17 protein-coding genes are annotated in these 19,468 nt (G+C 69.6%); 13 read left to right on the forward strand and 4 right to left on the reverse strand.

Translation table 11 applies throughout. The features are described from left to right. The 8 genes from KIT86_RS19935 to KIT86_RS19970 all read left to right on the forward strand — a co-directional run. Window positions 1–1,856 (forward strand): efflux RND transporter permease subunit (locus KIT86_RS19935; protein WP_297401599.1); only part of this gene is annotated, 1,856 nt, incomplete at its 5' end. A 50-nt stretch (window positions 1,857–1,906) separates the two neighbouring features. Beyond that, complete coding sequence (locus KIT86_RS19940) at window positions 1,907–2,608, forward strand: protein-L-isoaspartate O-methyltransferase (RefSeq protein WP_297401601.1); 702 nt, start codon at window positions 1,907–1,909, stop codon at window positions 2,606–2,608. Window positions 2,609–2,639: 31 nt separating this feature from the next. Then, on the forward strand, window positions 2,640–2,990 hold the full coding sequence (locus KIT86_RS19945; protein ID WP_297401603.1) for a rhodanese-like domain-containing protein: 351 nt from the start codon (window positions 2,640–2,642) through the stop codon (window positions 2,988–2,990). A gap of 171 nt (window positions 2,991–3,161) precedes the next feature. Beyond that, a complete protein-coding gene (locus KIT86_RS19950; protein ID WP_297401605.1) occupies window positions 3,162–4,520 on the forward strand; it encodes a TolC family outer membrane protein in 1,359 nt (452 codons plus the stop codon). Between the two features lie 62 nt (window positions 4,521–4,582). Next, entirely contained in the window at window positions 4,583–5,323 is a 741-nt protein-coding gene (locus KIT86_RS19955) for a glycosyltransferase (RefSeq protein WP_297401607.1), read from the forward strand. Next, on the forward strand, window positions 5,299–7,332 hold the full coding sequence (locus KIT86_RS19960) for a 3-deoxy-D-manno-octulosonic acid kinase (protein WP_297401609.1): 2,034 nt from the start codon (window positions 5,299–5,301) through the stop codon (window positions 7,330–7,332). The genes KIT86_RS19955 and KIT86_RS19960 overlap by 25 nt, the downstream gene beginning before the upstream one ends. Continuing rightward, window positions 7,329–8,564, forward strand: coding sequence for an O-antigen ligase (locus tag KIT86_RS19965; RefSeq protein WP_297401611.1), 1,236 nt, complete (start codon window positions 7,329–7,331; stop codon window positions 8,562–8,564). Before KIT86_RS19960 ends, KIT86_RS19965 begins: the two co-directional genes overlap by 4 nt. After that, window positions 8,561–9,628: a hypothetical protein gene (locus KIT86_RS19970; RefSeq protein ID WP_297401613.1), complete on the forward strand. Its 1,068-nt coding sequence runs from the start codon at window positions 8,561–8,563 to the stop codon at window positions 9,626–9,628. The genes KIT86_RS19965 and KIT86_RS19970 overlap by 4 nt, the downstream gene beginning before the upstream one ends. Before the next feature lie 16 nt (window positions 9,629–9,644). On the opposite strand, the gene KIT86_RS19975 is transcribed toward KIT86_RS19970, so the two are convergent. From KIT86_RS19975 to KIT86_RS19985, 3 genes are all read right to left on the reverse strand, one after another. Then, entirely contained in the window at window positions 9,645–10,547 is a 903-nt protein-coding gene (locus KIT86_RS19975) for a hypothetical protein (RefSeq protein WP_297401615.1), read from the reverse strand. A gap of 46 nt (window positions 10,548–10,593) precedes the next feature. Next, window positions 10,594–11,460 (reverse strand): glycosyltransferase family 2 protein, encoded by an 867-nt coding sequence (locus KIT86_RS19980; RefSeq protein WP_297401617.1) that lies wholly within the window; start codon window positions 11,458–11,460, stop codon window positions 10,594–10,596. 122 nt (window positions 11,461–11,582) lie between these two features. Then, window positions 11,583–12,965 (reverse strand): phosphomannomutase/phosphoglucomutase, encoded by a 1,383-nt coding sequence (locus tag KIT86_RS19985; protein WP_297401618.1) that lies wholly within the window; start codon window positions 12,963–12,965, stop codon window positions 11,583–11,585. A gap of 109 nt (window positions 12,966–13,074) precedes the next feature. On the opposite strand from KIT86_RS19985, the gene KIT86_RS19990 reads away from it, so the two are divergent. The 3 genes from KIT86_RS19990 to KIT86_RS20000 all read left to right on the forward strand — a co-directional run bounded on the left by KIT86_RS19990 (window position 13,075) and on the right by KIT86_RS20000 (window position 16,118). Continuing rightward, complete coding sequence (locus KIT86_RS19990) at window positions 13,075–14,604, forward strand: Ada metal-binding domain-containing protein (RefSeq protein ID WP_297401620.1); 1,530 nt, start codon at window positions 13,075–13,077, stop codon at window positions 14,602–14,604. Next, window positions 14,601–15,101, forward strand: a complete 501-nt coding sequence (locus tag KIT86_RS19995; protein ID WP_297401622.1) for a methylated-DNA--[protein]-cysteine S-methyltransferase — start codon at window positions 14,601–14,603, stop codon at window positions 15,099–15,101. The genes KIT86_RS19990 and KIT86_RS19995 overlap by 4 nt, the downstream gene beginning before the upstream one ends. Before the next feature lie 105 nt (window positions 15,102–15,206). After that, a complete protein-coding gene (locus KIT86_RS20000) occupies window positions 15,207–16,118 on the forward strand; it encodes a DMT family transporter (protein WP_297401624.1) in 912 nt (303 codons plus the stop codon). Window positions 16,119–16,128: 10 nt separating this feature from the next. On the opposite strand, the gene KIT86_RS20005 is transcribed toward KIT86_RS20000, so the two are convergent. Continuing rightward, a complete protein-coding gene (locus tag KIT86_RS20005) occupies window positions 16,129–17,091 on the reverse strand; it encodes a LysR family transcriptional regulator (RefSeq protein ID WP_297401626.1) in 963 nt (320 codons plus the stop codon). 144 nt (window positions 17,092–17,235) lie between these two features. Here KIT86_RS20005 and KIT86_RS20010 point away from each other — a divergent pair, with 144 nt between their 5' ends. After that, on the forward strand, window positions 17,236–18,195 hold the full coding sequence (locus KIT86_RS20010) for a tripartite tricarboxylate transporter substrate binding protein (RefSeq protein ID WP_297401628.1): 960 nt from the start codon (window positions 17,236–17,238) through the stop codon (window positions 18,193–18,195). 94 nt (window positions 18,196–18,289) lie between these two features. Further along, on the forward strand, window positions 18,290–19,438 hold the full coding sequence (locus KIT86_RS20015; RefSeq protein WP_297401630.1) for an iron-containing alcohol dehydrogenase: 1,149 nt from the start codon (window positions 18,290–18,292) through the stop codon (window positions 19,436–19,438). Window positions 19,439–19,468: the final 30 nt, after the last annotated feature.

A 19,468-nucleotide genomic window follows, 5' to 3' on the forward strand; every position in this document is an offset into this window, starting at 1 on the left:
CCCTGTCCATCGTCGCGGTGTTCCTGCCCATCGGCTTCATGGGCGGCATCATCGGCAAGTTCTTCCACGAGTTCGGCATCACCATGGTGGCGGCGGTGCTGATCTCGATGTTCGTGAGTTTCACGCTCGACCCCATGCTGTCCTCGGTCTGGCACGACCCTGAGATCGAAAAGCACGGCCACCCCGGCAGCGGCCCGAAAACCTGGTACGACCGGACCATCGGCCGCGTCACGGGCTGGTTCGACCGGTTCCAGGACGACCTGAGCCACACCTACCAGGGCACGCTGCGCTGGTCGCTAAGGCACAAGCTGGCCACGCTGGGGCTTGCACTCGCCACCTTCGTGGGCAGCCTGTTCATCGTGCCGCTGCTGGGCACCGAGTTCGTGCCCACGGCGGACTTCTCGGAAACCTCGCTGAGCTTCCACACACCGGTGGGCTCCTCGCTGGAGGCCACCGAGGCCAAGACGCGCGAGGTCGAAGGCATCCTGCGCGAGTTCCCCGAGGTGAAGTACACCCTGTCCACGCTGAACACCGGCAACGCGCAGGGCACCATGTATGCCAGCATCTACGTGCGCCTGACCGACCGGCATGAGCGCACCCTGAGCGCGGTGGCCATGTCGGCGCGCCTGCGCGAGCGGCTGCGCAGCGTGCCGGGCATCACCGTGACCCATGTCGGCCTGCTCGACGCAGTCGGCGGCAACAAGCAGGTGGAGTTTTCGCTGCAAGGCGACGATCTGGCCGAGCTGGAGCGACTGGCGCAGACTGTGATGGAGCGCATCCGCCCCATCGTCGGCCTGGTCGACCTGGACGCCAGCGTCAAGCCCAACAAGCCCACGGTGGACGTCAAGATGAAGCGCGACCTGGCCTCCGACGCCGGTGTGAGCGTGGCCGCGCTGGGCGCGAGCCTGCGCACGCTGGTGGCCGGCACCACGGTGGGCAACTGGCGCGCGGCCGACGGCCAGAGCTACGACGTGAACGTGCGGCTGGCGCCCAGCGGCCGCGAGCGCGCGAGCGACCTGGAACAGCTGCCCTTCGTGGTCGGCACCGCCGCCGACGGCACGGCGCGCGTGGTGCGCCTGGGCCAGGTGGCCGACGTGGTGGACGCCACCGGTCCGAACCAGATCAACCGCCGCAACCTCAACCGCGAGGTGTCGATCAACGCCAACGTCTATGGGCGTTCGCCCGGCGAGGTCTCGGCCGAGATCCGGCAAGTGCTCGACACCATCGCCTTCCCGCCCGGCTACCGCTATGAATTCGGCGGCTCCACCAAGAACATGCAGGAGTCCTTCGGTTACGCGCTCTCCGCGCTGGCCCTGGCGATCATCTTCATCTACATGATCCTGGCCAGCCAGTTCCAGAGCTTCCTGCAGCCGCTGGCGCTCATGACCTCGCTGCCGCTCACGCTGATCGGCGTGGTGCTGACCCTGCTCATGTTCGGCTCCAGCATGAGCATGTTCTCCGTCATCGGCATCGTCCTGCTGATGGGCCTGGTCACCAAGAACGCGATCCTGCTGGTCGATTTCGCGATCCGTGCGCGCGAAGGGCGTGCCGGCGCGCCGCCGATGGACCGCGAGTCCGCCCTGCTGCTGGCCGCACGCGTGCGGCTGCGCCCCATCCTGATGACCACGCTGGCCATGGTGTTCGGCATGGTCCCGCTGGCGTTCGCACTCACCGAGGGCTCGGAGCAGCGCGCGCCGATGGGCCAGGCCGTCATCGGCGGCGTCATCACCTCCTCGCTGCTCACCCTGGTGGTGGTGCCGGTGGTCTATTGCTATATGGACGACCTGGGCAACTGGTTCCGCCGCCGGCTCGGGCTGGCGGCACCCCGGCCGGTCCCCGGAGCTCCCACTCCTTAGAATCTCGCGGTTCCCGCCCTCTCGAAACACCGTTCCCACGAGTCGATGCCATGACCACTTCCACCGCCCCCGCCCTCAGCCTGAGCCAGGCCCGTTTCAACATGATCGAGCAGCAGATCCGCCCCTGGGAGGTGCTCGACGCCCGCGTGCTCGCCCTGCTGGATCGCGTGCACCGCGAGCAGTTCGTGCCGGCCGCGCACCAGTCGCTGGCCTTTGCCGACATGGAACTGCCGCTGAGCCACCCTGCGGTGGAGGGCCAGGTGATGCTCGCGCCCAAGGTCGAGGCGCGCCTGTTGCAGGACCTTGCGCTCAAATCCACCGACAAGGTGCTCGAAGTCGGTACCGGCAGCGGCCACATGGCGGCCCTGCTGGCCAGCCTGGCGCAGCGCGTGGTGACCATCGAGATCGACGAGGCGCTGGCCCGCCTGGCGCGCGAGAACCTGCAGAAGGCCGGCATCGCCAATGCCGAGGTGCGCTGCGCCGATGCCGCCGCCAAGGGCTTCGCCGCGTGCGCGGATGGCGCGCCCTTCGACGCCATCGTCCTCAGTGGCTCGGTGGCCGAGATCCCTTCGGCGCTGCTGGACCTGCTCGCCCCGGGCGGGCGCCTGGCCGCGATCGTGGGATTCGAGCCGATGATGCGAGCCACCATCGTCACCCGCACCGGCGAGGCCGCGTTCCAGACCGCCCAGCCCTGGGACACCGTGGCGCCGCGCCTGCACCACTCCCCGGAACCCTCGCGCTTCCGGTTCTGAGCCCGGACACCCCCCGCCCACGGATGCCGCCATGAACTCGATCACCCCCGCCCAACTCCCCGAATGGCTGCAACAGGCCGCCGACCCCGCCGCACCGCAGGCCCTGCCGGTCGTGCTGGACGTGCGCGAACCCTGGGAGCTGCAGACCGCTTCCGTGAAGCCCGAGGGCTTCGAACTGCGTGCCATGCCCATGCGCACGGTACCGGCGCGCCTGCTCGAACTCGACCGGCACCAGGCCATCGCCGTGCTGTGTCACCACGGCGGCCGCAGCGCGCAGGTGGTGCAGTTCCTCGAAGGCAACGGTTTCACCCGCGTCGTCAACATCGACGGCGGCATCCACGCCTGGTCGCAACAGCGCGATCCAGGTGTACCGACCTACTGAGATGGAACACCCCCCTGCACCGCTTCGCGGCTTCCCCCCGCGCGGCGCGCCTTCGGCGCTTCCAGGGGGGAAGGCATCCCGGGCCGGCGAAGCCGCACCCCTGATGCCGCTGGGGCAGGTCCCTCTCTCATGGGTCCCTCAGGACCTCCTTCTCGCTGCAAGGAACACCGCATGAAAGCTGCTTCGTCTGCTCGCAAATCGTCTGTCCACCGCCCGATGCTTCCGCTGGCGGTCATGCTGGCGCTGGGTTCGCTGGCCACCGGCGCCCAGGCGCAGAGCCTGGTGCAGCTGTATGAAGCGGCGCGCGGGTTCGACGCCACATACCTGTCGGCGCGCTCGCAGTACGACGCCTCCCTGGCGCAGGCCGCACAGGCCCGCGCCGGCCTGCTGCCTCAGGCCGGCCTGGCCGCTGCGGCCAGCTGGGCGCGGCGCGAGGTCAGCAACTACGGCGCGCTCGATGGCAACAGCAACAACCAGAGTGCCACGCTTTCGGCCAGCCAGCCGCTGTACCGCCCAGCCAACAAGATCACCAACGACCAGGCCGAGCTCAGCGTCGACATCGCCAAGGCCCGCCTCACCCTGGCCGAGCAGGACCTGATCGTGCGCACCTCGCAGGCCTACTTCGACGTGCTCGCGGCGCAGGATACGCTGGCCTTCGTGCAGGCGCAGAAGACCGCCGTGGCCGAGCAGCTGGCCGCTGCGAAGCGCAACTTCGAGGTCGGTACCACCACCATCACCGACTCGCGCGAGGCGCAGGCCCAGTACGACCTGGTGCTGGCGCGCGAAATTGCGGCCGAGAACGACCTGCGCGTGAAGAAGCTCGCGCTCAACCAGCTGGTGGGCCGCCCGGCGGTGGAGCCGCGGCCGCTGGCCGCGCCCGTGACCCTGCCCGAGCTCCTGCCGGCCGACCCGCAGGCCTGGGTGGACCGCAACCTCGGCACGCATCCGACCATCCAGCAGGCCACGCGCAACCTGGAGATCGCCCAGCTCGAAACCCGAAAGGCCGAAGCCGGGCACAAGCCCACGCTGGATCTGGTCGGCCAGTACCAGGTCGCGCGCGGCCCCATGACCACCCTGCCCATCGCCGGCAATGTGCGCACCAACACCGCCAGCGTCGGCGTGCAGTTCAACCTGCCGCTGTTCGCCGGCTTCGCGGTCCAGAACCGGGTGAAGGAAACCCTGGCGCTGGAAGAGAAGGCGCGCTCCGACCTGGAGGCCGCGCGCCGGGGCGTGGACCTGTCCACGCGCAGCGCCTACCTCGGCGTGGTCTCGGGCCAGGGCCAGGTGCGTGCCTTGCAGGCCGCCGAAGCCTCCAGCCAGAGCGCACTGGATGCCAACCGCCTGGGCTACCAGGTGGGCGTGCGCATCAACATCGACGTGCTCAACGCGCAGAGCCAGCTGTTTCAGACCAAGCGCGACCTGGCCCAGGCGCGCTACAACGTGCTGCTGAGCAGCCTGCGCCTGCGCCAGGCCAGCGGCGCCTTGCTGCCCGAAGACCTGCTGCCCATCGATTCCCTGCTGGCGAAGTGAGCTCCGCTACACTCGACCGCCAAGTTGGCGTCAGCCAGCCAACACCCGCAGAAGAGGAAGCCATGCAGACCGTCAACGTGTTGTGCATCAAATGGGGCAGGAAGTACGGCCCCGAGTACGTCAACAAACTCCACAGCATGGTGTCGCGGCACCTGCACCGGCCCTTCCGTTTCGTCTGCCTGACCGACGACGGTGAAGGCATCAACCCCGCCGTCGAGGTCAAACCCATCCCCGCCGTGGGTTTCGACGAATTCGACCAGCGCAAGCCCTGGAGCTTCGGCCATGGCTGGCTCAAGCTCACGAGCTTCGCCGACCCGCTCTACGACCTCAAGGGCCAGACGTTGTTCCTCGACCTGGACATCGTCATTGTCGACAGCCTGGACGAGTTCTTCGACCAGCCCGGCACCTTCATCGTCATCAAGGAGTGGGACAAGAAGGACGGCACGGGCAACACCTCGTGCTACCTCTACACCATCGGCGCGCATGCCGACGCCCTGGAGCACCTGAAGAAGGGCTACCCGGGTTCGATCGCGGACGTGCGCAACGAGCAGGAGTACATCACCGGCTACCTCAACCGCCAGGGCAAGGTGAGCTACTGGCCCGAGGCCTGGTGCCGCAGCTTCAAGCGCCATTGCATGCGCCCGGGCATCCTGGGCTGGTTCTCGCCGCCCACGATCCCGCCCGGCGCCAAGATCATCGTGTTCCACGGCAAGCCCAACCCGCCCGATGTCATTGCCGGCGTGAGCGGCAAGTGGTACCGGCGCGTGTTGCCCGCCCAATGGGTCGCCGACCATTGGCGCTGAGCTCCCCGGTTGCGCTGCCCCATCGGGCGTACCGACTGCTCAGCCGCGCGCTGGCCGCGCCCTTGCTGGGCTGGCTGTGGTGGCGCGGGCGGCGTGAACCGGGCTACCGGCAGAACCTGCGCCAGCGCCTCGGGTTCATCCCCGTCGAGCCCGAGCAACTCGGCTGCATCTGGATCCACGCCGCCTCGGTGGGCGAGGTGCAGGCCCTGCAGCCATTGCTGCACGCCCTGCTCGAAGAATGGCCTGCGCATGCCCTGGTCGTCAGCACCCAGACCCCGACCGGCGCGCGGGCCCTGCAGGCTCACTGGGGCGACCAGATCCGGCACGTCTACGCTCCCATCGACACGCCCGGTGCTGTCGCGCGCTTCCTGAACCGGTTGCAGCCCCGGCTGCTGATCCTGGTGGAGCGCGAGCTCTGGCCGGAATGGCTGCAGCAATGCCGCGCGAAGGCCATTCCCGTCGCGCTCGTCAATGCGCGCCTCTCCGAAGGCTCGGCGCGCACCTACCGGCGCTGGCCGGGCCTGATGCGGCCCGTCTGGTCGCAGCTCACCGTGGCCGCCGCAGACCCGCCCAGCGGCGAGCGCCTGCGCGGCCTGGGCGTGCCCGCATCGCGGCTGCACGACACCGGCAACCTGAAGTTCGAGGTGGCCGTGCCCGCCGCGCGAGCGGCGCTGGCGCCCGAGCTGCAGGGGCGCACCCTGCTGGTGGCGGGCAGCACGCACGAAGGCGACGAAGCCGCCTGGCTGGCGATCTGGAGCGAGCTCTCGCCCGTCAACCCGAGCTGGCTGCTGGTGCTGGTGCCACGCCACCCCCAGCGCTTCGACGAGGTCGCGGCGCATGTGCAGCACAGTGGCCTGAGCTTCGTGCGGCGCAGCAGCGGGCAGGCGGTGGCGCCTGGCACGCAGGTGCTGCTGATCGACGCCATGGGCGAGCTGATGCATTGGTACCAGCACGCCTCGCTGTGTTTCGTGGGCGGCACGCTGGCGCCCGTGGGCGGGCACAACCCGCTGGAGCCCATGTCGGTTGGCCAGCCGGTGCTGTTCGGTCCCCACGTCCACAACGCGGCGCCGCTGTTCGAGGAGATCGAGCGCAGCGGCGCGGGCGAATGCGTGCGCGATGCGCGCGAGCTCGCGGCGGCGGTGCAGCGCTGGCTGATGCAGCCGCAGACCTGGCAGCGCCGTGCCGACGCCGCGCGCGCGTTCATCACCCGCAACCTGGGCGCCTCGGCGCGCACGATGGCCGTGGTGCGGCCCCTCTGGGAGCCCGCGCACACCGGCAACGTCTCGCACGTGCGGGTGGCGTTGAACGTGGGCCGCACCGCCTGGTTCGACCCGCACCACCTGAGCCAGGTCTCGGCACACACCTTCGACCCGATCGCCCACATCGGCAGCACGGCCCTGGCCACGGGCAGCGGGCGCGGGCAGGCGCTGCTGGTGCAATCCGGCGGCCGCGGCCATGTGCTGCGCCACTACCGGCGCGGCGGCTTGATGGCCCGACTGAGCCACGACCGCTTCTGGCGCGCCGCACCGCACGACAGCCGCGCCATGCGCGAATTCACCTTGCTGCGCCTGATGCGCTCTTGGCAACTGCCAGTGCCCGAGCCGGTGGCCGCGAGCCACTGGGCGCGCGCGGGCCTGTTCTACGAGGCCGACATCCTCGTCGGCCTCATCCCCGACAGCGCGAACGTGGTGCAATGCCTGCGGCAAAGGGCGCTGGAGCCCGCCGAGTGGCAGGCCCTGGGCCAGGCGATCCGCCAACTGCACGACCGGCAGGTCTTCCATTCCGACCTGAATGCCCACAACCTGCTGCTCGACAAGGCCGGCCAGGCCTGGATCGTGGACTTCGACAAATGCGAGGTGCGCCCGGGCAGCGACTGGAAGCCACGCAATCTGGAACGCCTGCTGCGCTCGCTGCGCAAGGAAGCCCAGCGCGTCACCCCCTACCACTGGACCGAAGCCGACTGGGCCCCCCTGATGGCCGGCTACCAGCGTCCTTCCGCTCACCCATGACTGCGACCTCCTTCATTCAACAGGGCGCCAAGGCGTCGCTCGTGCTGGTGTTCCTGGCGTTCCCCATGTCGGTCGCCTTGGCCAATGTGGGGCTGCTGCTCACGCTGTTGTTCTGGCTGCTCGGCTGCGTCTGGGGCAGCTCGCTGCGCGACACCCGACAGGCCCTGGCCAACCCGCTTGCGCCACCGGCTCTCGCGCTGTTCGCCTGGATCGCCATCGCGGCCCTGTGGTCGCCGGCCACCGGGCCCCTCGTTGGCGCGGCGCTGGGCAAGTACAGCAAACTGCTGTGGGTGCCGGTTTTCATCGGGCTGCTCAACGACCCGGCCACGCGCCGCCGCTGCTGGCAGGCTTTCGCGCTGGCGATGCTGTTCACGCTCGTGGTCACCTGGCTCAACGTCTGGTTTGATTTCTCCTGGACGCGCACGCACAACCAGGGCTTCGGCGAAGACCACACGGTCTTCAAGGACCGCATCGCGCAAGGCATCCTGATGTCGTTCTTCACGGTCATGGCGCTGTACCACGCCGTGCGCGCGCCCACGCGGGCCCGGCGTGCGCTCGCGGCCGGGGTGGCCGGGCTGGCGGCGTTCAGCGTGCTGTTTCTGTCCTCGGGCCGCACCGGCTACCTGGCGTTGCTGCTGGCCATGACGGTGTTCGCCGCCTTCGCCGTCGGCCTGCACCGGCGCCGGCTGGCCATCGCCACGCTGGCCCTGGTCGGCGTGATGGCCATCACCTTCACCACCTCGACCCAGTTGCGCTCACGGGTCAGCGCAGCCTGGGACGAAGCACAAAGCAGCAGCATCACGGCACCGGTCACCTCCGCGGGCGCGCGCGTGGAAATGAACCGCTTCACGCTGCAGGCCTCGCTGGAGCACCCGTTGCTTGGCCATGGCACCGCGTCCTACCCGGTGCTGGCGCCCACGCACTTCACCGATGCCTCGTGGTGTGCGGTCGTCTGTGTGCACCCGCACAACCAGTTCACCTTCTTCCTGTTCGAGCAGGGTCTGATCGGCCTCGCACTGTTCCTGTGGTTCGCGGTCGCCATCGCCCGGCAGGGCTGGCGCGAGGACAGGCCGCGCCGCGCACTGCTGATGGGCTTCCTGGCGGTGCTCCTGGTCTCCAACGCAACGCACAGTTCGTTCTGGCTCTCGACGGAAAACCACTTCTTCATCCTCATGTCCGTGCTGCTGATGGCGGCCACCCCGGGGCGCGATCGAAAACACGTGAATCCATGACGAAGACGATCGCCTTCCACTCCAACCAGCTGTCGATCCGGGGCACCGAGGTCGCGCTGTACGACTACGCGCTGAACGCCGAAAGCGTGCTGGGCCACCGCAGCCTGGTGGTCTACAACGCCGACAGCCCCCACAACAGCGCCGAGGCCCTGGCGAAGTTCAGCGCGCGTTTCGATGTCGTGGGCTACCGCCGCATCGACGAACTCGACGCGCTGCTCGGCCAACACCACGCGGACCTGCTGTACGCCATCAAGGCCGGCAGGAACGACGGCGTGTGGTCGCGCACGGTGCCCACGATGGTGCATGCGGTCTTCCCGACCAACCCCGCGCAGGCGCATGGTGCCTCCTACGCCTTTATCTCCGAATGGCTGAGCCGGCATTGCGCCAACGGCAAGATCCCGAGCGTGCCGCACATCGTGGAACTGCCGGACGTGGACGAGGACCTGCGCGGCGACCTGGGCATCCCGCCGCAGGCCAAGGTGCTGGGCTGCCATGGCGGCGCCGGCAGCTTCGATGTGCCCAGTGCGATCGAGGCGGTGCGCCTGGTTCTGGCGCGCTCGCCCGACACCTGGTTCGTCTTCCTCAACATCGCGCCTTTCGTGGACCACCCACGCGCCCTCTTCCTGCCGGGCAGCAGCGACATGGTCCACAAGACGCGCTTCATCAACAGCTGCGACGCCATGCTGCACGCGCGGCTGCAGGGCGAATCCTTCGGGCTGGCGTGTGGCGAGTTCTCGATCCGCAACAAGCCGGTCATCACCTACGCCGGCAGCAAGCACCGGCACCACATCGACGTCCTGGGTGACTCGGGCTTCTACTACACCGATGCCGATTCACTCGTGAAAATCATCGAGAAACTCGACACCCAGGACCTCAAGCGCCACCGATGGGACCGGTACTCTGCGCTCTACAACCGCGAGGTGGTCATGGGCCTGTTCGATCAGCACCTGATCCAGCCCGCGCTGCGCAACCCCGACCTCGCAAGACCGCCACTCGACCTCGGCTGGGCCGACCGGTTGCCGTACTACCGGCTCAAGCTGAGCATGCGTCTGGGCCGCCGCTGAAGCGGCCATCCCCTCATCACCAGGCGTTCCAGACGCGCAGCCTGAGCTTTTCCCAGGCCGACGGTTTGCCACCGGCCGCACGGCGCGCAGCGAGCAAGGCGTCCACGTTGCCCACCGGACGGATCGCCGCGGGCGAGAACAGCTCGGGGCGTTGCGCAAACCATTGGGCCACGACCGCGTTGCCGAAGTCGCCCATGTGCACGCGCCCCCAGCGCTTGGCGCGGCGGTAGATGTCCTTGCCGGCGTGGATCCGGGCGAGGTTCTGCGCCCGGTCCTTGTAGCGCGGCTTGTTGAGGTTCTGGTGCGAAAAGCGCTCGAGCTTGCGTTCGATCATGTCCATGCCGCCCAGGTAGCTGAAGTGCCAGCCTGCGTCGGGCACGTCGACGGTCTCCACCGCGGCGCGCAGGGCCGGGTCGTTGCGGATGTCCTCGGCCTCGTGGGCCAGCGCGTAGGCGCCCGTGACCGCCACGGCTTTGCGCCAGAACGGTTCGGACACCATGAGGTAGTCGCAGTAGAAGTACAGCATCAGCAGCTCGAAGACCTGGACCGTGCCGGGCTCGACGGGGCCGATCTTCTCGGGTCGCAGAATCTCGTCCACATCGGCGATGACCACCACGTCGTGTTCGGCCGCGTCCTGATACCCAAGGCGCAAGGCATTGCGCTGCACGCGTTCACGGTCCCATGCGGTCTGACATGCCGCGAACGCCTCGGCCTTGAGCGGGATGTAGCGAATCTTGGCGCTGGCCCAGGCGTAGCGCCCGGCGTCGAACTGCAAGGCCTTGGGGGCGCCGGCAAAAGTCACCTCGGCCTCGACGATCACGAAATGATCCACGCGGTCCCACTGGGTGCGCAAGCGAAGTTCCAGGCAGTCTTCACCGTCGAAGGTGATGCAGTCGTAGACCTTGTAGGAAGCGGGCATGGGGTTGTTCAGCGGCAATGCGGGGATTCGTTGTTCGCGGTGCGCGTCAGTCACGCAGCCTCCAGCGCACCAGGCCCATCCAGCGCCCGGCCATGCGCGCGAGCAGGCGCGGCGACCACGCGAGCGCGCGCAGCGGCAGGGCCACGGTGGTGCCCAGCAGCACCGACCAGCGCTGGCGCCTCGCCTTCGCCGGCGACCGGTGCTTGGCGGTGTAGATCAGCTTGGACTGGGCATGGTGGTAGCCGCGCAGGTACTCGCTCTTCCACGGTGCCTTGCCCTTGACCGAGCCACGCGCACGGTGCACGGCTGCCACGGCCGGCCACACGACGATGGGCCGCTGCTGCTGGAACAGCCGCAGGCAGAGATCGTCGTCTTCGTAGTAAAGGAAGAAGCGCTCGTCGAAAAAGCCCATGCCCTCGAAACGCGAGAGCCGAAACAGCATGGCCGCGCCCACCACGAAGCCCACGCAAGCGGGGCCCTCGGCCCCAGGCCCACGCGAGCGCCAGGCGGTGCTGGGCCAGCGGTAGTTCACGTCGGGGCGGCCAGGCTCGCCTTCGAGCTGAGGCGCGACGATGGCGGCCTCGGGCATCTGCTGGGCCGCCCGCACCAGCTCGCACAGGCCCTCGGGCGTGATCTCGCAATCGGGATTGAGCAGCAGGGCCAGCGGCGTGCGCGTGGCCGCCAGCGCACGGTTGTTGGCGGCGCCAAAGCCCAGGTTGCGGCCGTGCTCCAGCACCGTGGCCTGCGGCCAGCGCGCGCGCGCCAGCGTGGGCGTGTCGTCGGTGCTGCCGTTGTCCGAGATCACCACGTGCGGGCAGTGCGCGAGCAGCGCGTCGAGCGCCTCCAGGCAGTGGGCACTGTGGTACGTGACCAGCACGACCGTGACCTGCTGCAACAAATCGTCAGGGTGCATACGGAAACCGAAAAGCGGCGAGTGAAGAGGCTCCCACCCAGGATGCCGGGGAACCGTCTTTGCCGGGTCGCTGGCATCGCCCCCTCGAGGGGGTGGCGCGAAGCGCCGCGGGGGTGCTCATATCAGTGCGCGCTGGCGCCGACGACGGCATCGGGCTTGGCCTGCTTCAGCAGGGCCAGCATGGTGGCCTCGATGCGGTGCAGCGCCTCGGTGGTCTGGCCTTCGAAGCGCAGCACCAGCACCGGCGTGGTGTTGGAGGCGCGGATCAGGCCGAAGCCATCAGGCCAGTCCACGCGCACGCCATCGATGGTGGAGAGCTTGGCCGGCGCGTCGAACTTCGCCAGGGCGATCAGCTTGTCGACCACCGCGTGCGGCTCGCCTTCGGCGCAGGCCACATTGAGTTCGGGCGTGCTGAAGCTGGTGGGCAAGGCGTTGAGCACGGCGCTCGCGTCGGGGCTGCGGCTGAGGATTTCCAGCAGGCGCGCGCCGGCGTAGGTGCCGTCGTCGAAACCGTACCAGCGCTCCTTGAAGAAGATGTGGCCGCTCATCTCGCCGCCCAACGGGCTGTCCAGCTCCTTCATGCGCGCCTTGATGAGCGAGTGGCCGGTCTTGTAGATGTGGGCCACGCCGCCTGCGGCTTCGATGGCCGGGGCCAGACGCTGCGAGCACTTCACATCGAAGACGATGTCGCCTCCCGGCACGCGCGAGAGCACGTCCTGCGCGAACAGGATCATCTGGCGGTCGGGGTAGATGGTCTGGCCGTCCTTGGTGACGATGCCCAGGCGGTCGCCGTCACCGTCGAACGCCAGACCGAACTCGGCGTCGGTCTCGCGCAGCGTGCGGATCACGTCCTGCAGGTTCTCAGGCTTGCTCGGGTCCGGGTGGTGGTTGGGGAAATTGCCATCCACCTCGCTGAAGAGTTCGATCACCTCGCAGCCCAGCGCGCGGAAGATCGCCGGGGCCGAGGCACCGGCCACGCCATTGCCGCAGTCCACCACGAGCTTCATGGGCCGCGCCAGCTTCGCATCGGACACGATGCGCGCCTGGTACGCGGCCTGCACGTTGATCAGGCGCACGCGCCCGCCGTCGGCGCGCTGGTGCGTCTCGGCTTCCATGGTCTTGCGCAGGGCCTGGATGTCCTCGCCATAGATGGCGCGACCGGCCAGCACCATCTTGAACCCGTTGTAGTCCCTGGGGTTGTGGCTGCCGGTGACCTGGATGCCGCTGGTGCACAGCGTGCTGGCCGCGAAGTACAGCATGGGCGTGGTCGCCAGGCCAATGTCGATCACGTCCACCCCGGCGGCCACAAGCCCACGGATGAGCGCGGCGGACAGGCCAGGGCCGCTGAGGCGGCCGTCGCGGCCCACGGCCACGGTCTTTTCGCCCAGCGCCAGGGCCCGGGTGCCGAAGGCCAGGCCCAGGGCCTCGGCCACGCCTTCGTTCAGCGCGGTGGGGGTGACGCCCCGGATGTCGTAGGCCTTGAAGATGGACGCGGCAACTTGCATGGGGGTTTTTCCTCGTGACGGGCAAAACGGGCATTGTAGGAGGGGGTATCGATGATGCCGCAGGCACATGTCCGGAAACGGCCAGTCAACCTTGTCCGAACGGCCTACCATGGCAGCCATGAACCGCTCAGACCGCATCGACGAAGACGCCTGCTACCGCGCGCTGTGCTCGCACGACGCGCGCTTTGACGGCCAGTTCTTCACCGCCGTCACCTCCACCGGCATCTACTGCCGGCCGGTGTGCCGGGTGCGCACGCCCCGGCGCGAGAACTGCCGCTTTTTCGCGCACGCCGTGCAGGCCGAACAGGCCGGCTTCAGGCCTTGCCTGCGCTGCCGGCCCGAGCTGGCGCCGCGCGAGCGCCACTGGTCGACGGAAGACGCCTCCACCATCCTCGTGCAACAGGCCACGCTGTGGCTGGACGACCCTGGGCACTGGCAGGACGACGACGGCGGCGCGATGGGCGTGCGGCTGGCGGCGCGACTGGGGGTGAGCGATCGCCATCTCAGGCGCGTGTTTGAGGAGCGCCTGGGCGTCTCGCCGCTGCAGTACCTGCTCACGCGCAAGCTGCACACGGCCAAGCAGCTGCTGGCCGACACCGACCTGCCCATCACCCGGATCGCCCAGTCCAGCGGCTTTGCCAGCGTGCGCCGCTTCAACGCGGCTTTTCTCGAGCACTACCGCCTCAACCCGACCCAGCTGCGGCGCGAAGCCGCCCGCGGCGCCCGCGACAGCGGCCTGGGCACCATGGTGCGGCTGGGCTACCGGCCGCCCTACGACGCGGCGGCCACGCTGGGCTTCTTCCGCCAACGCCTGATCGACGGCGTGTCCTTCGTCGACGAAGAGCGCCTGCGCCTGGGTCAGACCTTGCGCATGGCGCTGGACGGGCGCACCCACAAGGGCTGGCTGGTGGCCGGCTTCGACGAGGTGCGCTGCCAGCTCGAACTGCGCGTGAGCGACGAGTTGCGCGAGGTGTTGCCGCAGGTGATCCACCGCCTGCGCGCCGCGCTGGACCTGGATGCCGATCCGGCGGCCATCAACGCGGTGCTGCACGGCGCATTTCCGGCCGGCGACGGCCTGCGCGTGCCCGGCGCGCTGGACGGCTTCGAGCTCGCGGTGCGCGCCGTGCTGGGCCAGCAGATCACGGTGGCGGCCGCGCGCACGCTCGCGCAGCGGCTGGTGGACCGCTTTGGCGAAGCCATCGACACGCCGCACGCCGCGCTCTCGCGCCTCTTTCCCACTCCCGCCGCGCTGGCGCAGGCCGGGGGCGATGGCCTGGGCCAGCTCGGCATCGTGCGCCAGCGCCAGGCCGCCATCGTGGCGCTGGCGCGCGGCGTGGCCGAGCAGGGCCTGGTGCTCAACGGCAGCGCGGACGTGCCCGCCACCCTCACCGCCCTCAAGGCCATGCCGGGCATCGGCGACTGGACCGCGCAATACATCGCCATGCGGGCCCTGCGCTGGCCCGACGCCTTCCCCGCTGGCGACGTGGCGTTGCACAAGGTCATGGGTGTGCGCGAGAGCAAACACCCCGCCCGCGAGGCCGAGGCCGCGTCGCTCGCCTGGAAGCCCTGGCGCAGCTACGCCGTCGTGCGCGCCTGGTCGGCAGGCGCCGTCGTCTCATCCTCAGGAGCATCCGCATGAAACACGATCCCCTCACCGTCTTCACCACCTGGCCGGGCCCCCTGGGCGACATGACGCTGGCGGCCACGCCACGCGGCCTCAGCGGCGTCTGGTTCGACGGGCAGCGCCACGGGCCCGACACCTCGGCCTGGCACCGCGACCCCGACCACCCGGTGCTGCGCCAGGCCATCGAGCAGCTCGCGCAGTATTTCGCCGGGCAGCGCCAGCAGTTCGATCTGCCGCTGGACCTGAGCATGGGCACGCCCTTCCAGCAGCAGGTATGGCAGGCCTTGCTCGGCATCGCACCTGGCGCGACCACCAGCTACGGGCGCCTGAGCGCGCTCATCGGCAAGCCGGCCGCGGTGCGGGCGCTGGGCGCGGCAGTGGGTCGCAATCCGGTGAGCGTGGTGGTGCCCTGCCACCGGGTGCTGGGCACCGACGGCTCGCTGACCGGTTACGCGGGCGGGCTGGACCGCAAGACCGCCCTGCTCTCGCTCGAACGCGCCAGCGGGGCGTGAGGCGGCACATCGGGCGGCATTGTGCCGTTCCGCTCATCAATCCACGCCCCATCCGGCATCAATCGCGCCCCAGCGAAGCCGGGACGACATGCATACTTTGACGCCATGAGCCCCACCCTCGCCCTGGAATTCCTGCTGCTGGCCGCCCTGTGGGGCGCTTCCTTCCTCTTCATGCGCCTGGGTGGCGCCGAGTTCGGCGCCCTGCCCACGGCCGGCCTGCGCGTCGCGCTCGCGGCGCTCTTCCTGTTGCCGGTGTTCCTGGTCAAGGGCGTGTGGGCCGACTTCCGGGCGCGCGCCCGACTCATCCTGTTCGTCGGCCTGCTCAACTCCGGCATCCCCTTCGCGCTGTTCGCCTACGCCGTGCTGCACATCCCCACGGGCCTGACCTCCATCCTCAACGCCACGGTGCCGCTGTCGGGCGCGCTGGTGGCCTGGCTCTGGCTCAAGGACCGGCCCGGCGGCTCGCGCATGCTGGGCCTGGCGATCGGCTTTGCCGGCGTCACGCTGCTGGTGATCGGCAAGTCGGGCTTCAGCGCCGCCGGCGTGGTGAGCGACGGCCCGGTGGCCAGCACGCTGATCGCCATGGGCGCCTGCCTGCTGGCCACCTTGTTTTATGGCATCGCCGCGAGCTTCACCAAGCGCTACCTCACGGGCGCCCACCCGCTGGCCACCGCCACGGGCAGCCAGATCGGCGCGGCCCTGGGCCTGGCCCTCCCCACCCTGTGGCTGTGGCCCAGCCAGCCGGTGAGCAGCACCGCGTGGGGCGCGGTCGCCGCCGTGGCCCTGCTGTGCACGGCCATCGCCTACATCCTCTTTTTCCACCTGATCGAGAAGGCCGGCCCGAGCCGCGCGCTGACCGTGACCTTCCTGGTGCCGGTGTTCGCGCTGGTCTACGGCTCGGTCTTCCTCAACGAGGTCATCACACCCTGGATGATCGGCTGCGGCGTGGTCATCGTCTGCGGCACCGCCCTGTCCACCGGGCTGGCGAAGCTGGGCTGGCTGGAGCGCGCAGCCTGAGCGGGCCTGCTCACCGGGCGGCCGGCGCGCGCTGGCGGGCCTTGCCCGCCGAGGGCGAACCGGGCAGCGCCAGCGCCACCTCCTCCAGGTAGCCAGCCAACAGCTGCGCCTCGTCGCTGAGCGGGCGGATCGCCGAGCGGTAGATCTCCGTCCCCAGCGCGATGCGCGGCCGAAACGGCCTTGTCACGATGTCCGGAAAGATGCCGGTGGACAGCAGCATGGGGTTGATCAGGCCGATGCCCACGTTCTGCTGCACCAGCGCGCACACCCCCATCGAGGTGCTGGCGACCGTGCCCTGGCCCACCACCACACCGGCCTCCTGCAGCGTGGCGCGCACCAGGATCGAGGTCGGCGATTCCTCGGGCAGCGCGATCACCTCGGTGTCGGCGAGGTCCTGCGGCCGCACCAGGGCCTTGGCCACCAGGGGGTGGCGCCGGTGCATGGCCACCACCAGCAGGTCCTCCGAGATCGTGCGGCGCTCGCACAGCTCCACCGCGCTGATGGTGTTGGGCGCGGGCGGGTTGGTGACGCCCAGGTCGACCTCGTGGTGGGCGACCAGCCGCAGCACCTCCGGCGGCCCCTCCACCCGCACGCGCACCTTGACCTCGGGGTGGCTGAGCTTGAAGCGCTGGATGGCCCCCGGGAGGATCGCGATCAGTGGCGGCGCGTGCGCCGCCACCGTCACCACGCGGTTCGAGGCCTGGTCCAGCGTGGCGGCTTCGGCCAATGCCCAGGCCAGGTGGTTGGCCGCCTGCTCGGCGCGCGGCAGCAGGCGGCGGGCCGCGGCGGTGGGCTCCAGCCGGCCACCCAGGCGCTCGAACAGCTCGACGCCGGTCTCTCGCTCCAGCAGGCCCAGTGTCTTGCTGACGGCGGCCTTGGAAATGCCGAGCTTGAGCGCGGCCTCGCCCAGCCCCCGGCTGCGCATCACCGCGGTGAAGATCTGGAAATGGCGGCCATTGAGGAGCGAGGACACGGGCATGGGGGCGGTTCGAGGGGGGGCGGTCAGTGGCGGAGTCGTCAACCAGAGGTTAACAAGAAAGCCCCCTGCGGCTGCGGATGGCTCCCTAGAATTTCCCTCACCCCCTTCTCCACTCCCCCTAGAACCGAGGTCGTTCCCGTGATCCGCCAACTGCTCCCCGCCCTGATCGTTTCGGCTTTTGCACCCCTTGCCACGGCCCAGTCCTTCCCCTCCAAGCCGGTGACCATCGTGGTCTCCGTGCCGGCGGGCGGCACCATCGACGCCATCGCGCGCATGGTGGCCAAGGACGTGGGCGAGGCCCTGGGACAGCCGGTGGTGATCGACAACCGCGCAGGCGCCAACGGCAACATCGCCGCCGAGTTCGTTCGCCGTGCCCCGGCCGACGGCCACACGCTGCTGATGCTGGCCTCCAGCACGCTCACGCTGGGCCCCTACGTCATGGACAAGGTGCCTTTCGACCCGCTCAAGGACTTCGCGCCCGTGGCCATGACGGCCGGCCTCAACATGGCGCTGCTGGCCCATCCCAAGGTGGGCGTGAGCGACGTCAAGGGTCTGGTCGAGAAGATGAAGGCCAACCCCGGCAAACTGAACTACGCCTCCACCGGCAACGGTTCCTTCCCCCACGTCGCGGGCGCCCTGCTGAACCTGGAGACCGACACCCAGGCCGAGCACCTCGCCTACAAGGGCCTGGCGCCTTCGATCCAGGATCTGCTGGCCGGCGTGGTGGACTTCACCTTCGACTCAGGCAGCGCCATCCATGTGAAGGCCGGCAAGCTCAAGGCACTGGCCGTGATCGGCCCCAAGCGCGCGGCCGCCCTGCCCGACGTGCCCACCTTCCGCGAAGTGGGCCTGCCCGAGCTGGAAAAGATCAGCGGCTGGCACGGCGTGTTCGCCCCCGCCGGCACGCCGGACGACGTGATCCGCCGCCTCAACGCCGAGATCAACAAGAGCCTGAAGAAGCCCGCCTCGATCGAGCGCGTGCAGGCCATGGGCTTCGAGAGCGTCACCACCACCCCGGCCGAGCTCGGCAACGCCCTGCGCAAGGACCACAAGACCTACGGTGAGCTGATCACGCGCACCAAGATCTCGATCAACTGATCGTCCCGGGGGCGCTGCCCCCTCCCCTCGCCACCCGCACAGCATCGCCCGATCGATGGCGAAGGGCCTTGCCTGGCCCGTCCATTGCCGCTTCATGACCAGCTTTCAATTCGAAACACCGCCGCGCATCGTCTGCGAACGCGGCGCAGCCCACCGGCTCGCGCCGTTGCTGCAGGGACGCCGTCACGCCTTTGTCGTCACCGATGCCGGCCTGGTGCAAGCGGGCCTGATCGAGGCTCCGGTGGCCGCGCTGCGCAAGGCCGGCCTGCTCGTGACGGTGCACGACAAAGTGGAGGCCGACCCGCCCGAGCACGTGGTGCTCGCTGCGGTGGATGCGGCCCGCACCGCGGGTGCCGACGGCGTCATCGGCCTGGGCGGTGGCAGCTCGCTGGACACCGCCAAACTGGTCGCGCTGCTCGCAGCCAGCCCCCAGCCCCTGGCTGGCATCTACGGGCCCCAGCGCGCAAGCGGGCCGCGCCTGCCGCTGATCCAGGTGCCCACCACGGCCGGCACCGGCTCCGAGGCCACCCCCACCTCGGTGGTCTCCACCCCGGATCACCAGAAACGCGGCGTCATCAGCTCGCTGCTGTTCCCGGATGTGGCGGTGCTGGACGCCGAGCTGACGCTGGCCCTGCCGCCCGCCCCCACAGCCATGACCGGAGTCGATGCCATGGTGCACGCCATCGAGGCTTACACCACGCGCCACCTGAAGAACCCGATCTCCGACGCGCTGGCGGTGCGCGCGCTCCAGCTGCTTGACCGCCACCTCGGGCGCGCCATCGCCCAGGGCGACGACATCGTTGCCCGCGAAGGCATGCTGCTGGGCTCCCTGCTGGCCGGCATGGCGTTCGCCAATGCGCCGGTGGCGGCGATCCACGCCCTGGCCCACCCGCTGGGCAGCCACTTCCACCTGCCCCACGGCCTGGCCAACGCGCTGGTGATGGTGCCGGTGCTGCGCCACAACCTGCCCGTGGCCGGCCCGCTCTACGCCGAGCTCGCACGGGCACTCGATCCCTCGTTGCACGGGGTGGCCGATGGCGCGGCGGCCGAGGCCTTCATCGCCCGGATGGCCCGCCACCTCGCCCAGGCCCCGATCGCACAGCGCCTGCGCGACGTGGGCATTGCCCCCACCGACCTGCCTATGCTGGCGCGGGCCGCCATGGGCGTGCAGCGGCTGCTCGCCAACAACCCGCGCGAAATCAACCAGACCGACGCCCTCGTCCTGTACACCCAGGCGCACTGACACCCCACGGAGCCCACTCATGATCGCCCC

It is taken from the genome of Hydrogenophaga sp., assembly GCF_026125825.1.
In the GTDB taxonomy this organism is placed as follows: domain Bacteria; phylum Pseudomonadota; class Gammaproteobacteria; order Burkholderiales; family Burkholderiaceae_C; genus Hydrogenophaga.

Bases quoted from the DNA above. Each gene is read 5' to 3' on its own strand.
- KIT86_RS19940 (WP_297401601.1), top strand. From the start codon at position 1,907: ATGACCACTTCCACCGCCCCCGCCCTCAGCCTGAGCCAGGCCCGTTTC.
- KIT86_RS19945 (WP_297401603.1), top strand. From the start codon at position 2,640: ATGAACTCGATCACCCCCGCCCAACTCCCCGAATGGCTGCAACAGGCC.
- KIT86_RS19950 (WP_297401605.1), top strand. From the start codon at position 3,162: ATGAAAGCTGCTTCGTCTGCTCGCAAATCGTCTGTCCACCGCCCGATG.
- KIT86_RS19955 (WP_297401607.1), top strand. From the start codon at position 4,583: ATGCAGACCGTCAACGTGTTGTGCATCAAATGGGGCAGGAAGTACGGC.
- KIT86_RS19960 (WP_297401609.1), top strand. From the start codon at position 5,299: ATGGGTCGCCGACCATTGGCGCTGAGCTCCCCGGTTGCGCTGCCCCAT.
- KIT86_RS19965 (WP_297401611.1), top strand. From the start codon at position 7,329: ATGACTGCGACCTCCTTCATTCAACAGGGCGCCAAGGCGTCGCTCGTG.
- KIT86_RS19970 (WP_297401613.1), top strand. From the start codon at position 8,561: ATGACGAAGACGATCGCCTTCCACTCCAACCAGCTGTCGATCCGGGGC.
- KIT86_RS19975 (WP_297401615.1), bottom strand. From the start codon at position 10,547: ATGCCCGCTTCCTACAAGGTCTACGACTGCATCACCTTCGACGGTGAA.
- KIT86_RS19980 (WP_297401617.1), bottom strand. From the start codon at position 11,460: ATGCACCCTGACGATTTGTTGCAGCAGGTCACGGTCGTGCTGGTCACG.
- KIT86_RS19985 (WP_297401618.1), bottom strand. From the start codon at position 12,965: ATGCAAGTTGCCGCGTCCATCTTCAAGGCCTACGACATCCGGGGCGTC.
- KIT86_RS19990 (WP_297401620.1), top strand. From the start codon at position 13,075: ATGGCAGCCATGAACCGCTCAGACCGCATCGACGAAGACGCCTGCTAC.
- KIT86_RS19995 (WP_297401622.1), top strand. From the start codon at position 14,601: ATGAAACACGATCCCCTCACCGTCTTCACCACCTGGCCGGGCCCCCTG.
- KIT86_RS20000 (WP_297401624.1), top strand. From the start codon at position 15,207: ATGAGCCCCACCCTCGCCCTGGAATTCCTGCTGCTGGCCGCCCTGTGG.
- KIT86_RS20015 (WP_297401630.1), top strand. From the start codon at position 18,290: ATGACCAGCTTTCAATTCGAAACACCGCCGCGCATCGTCTGCGAACGC.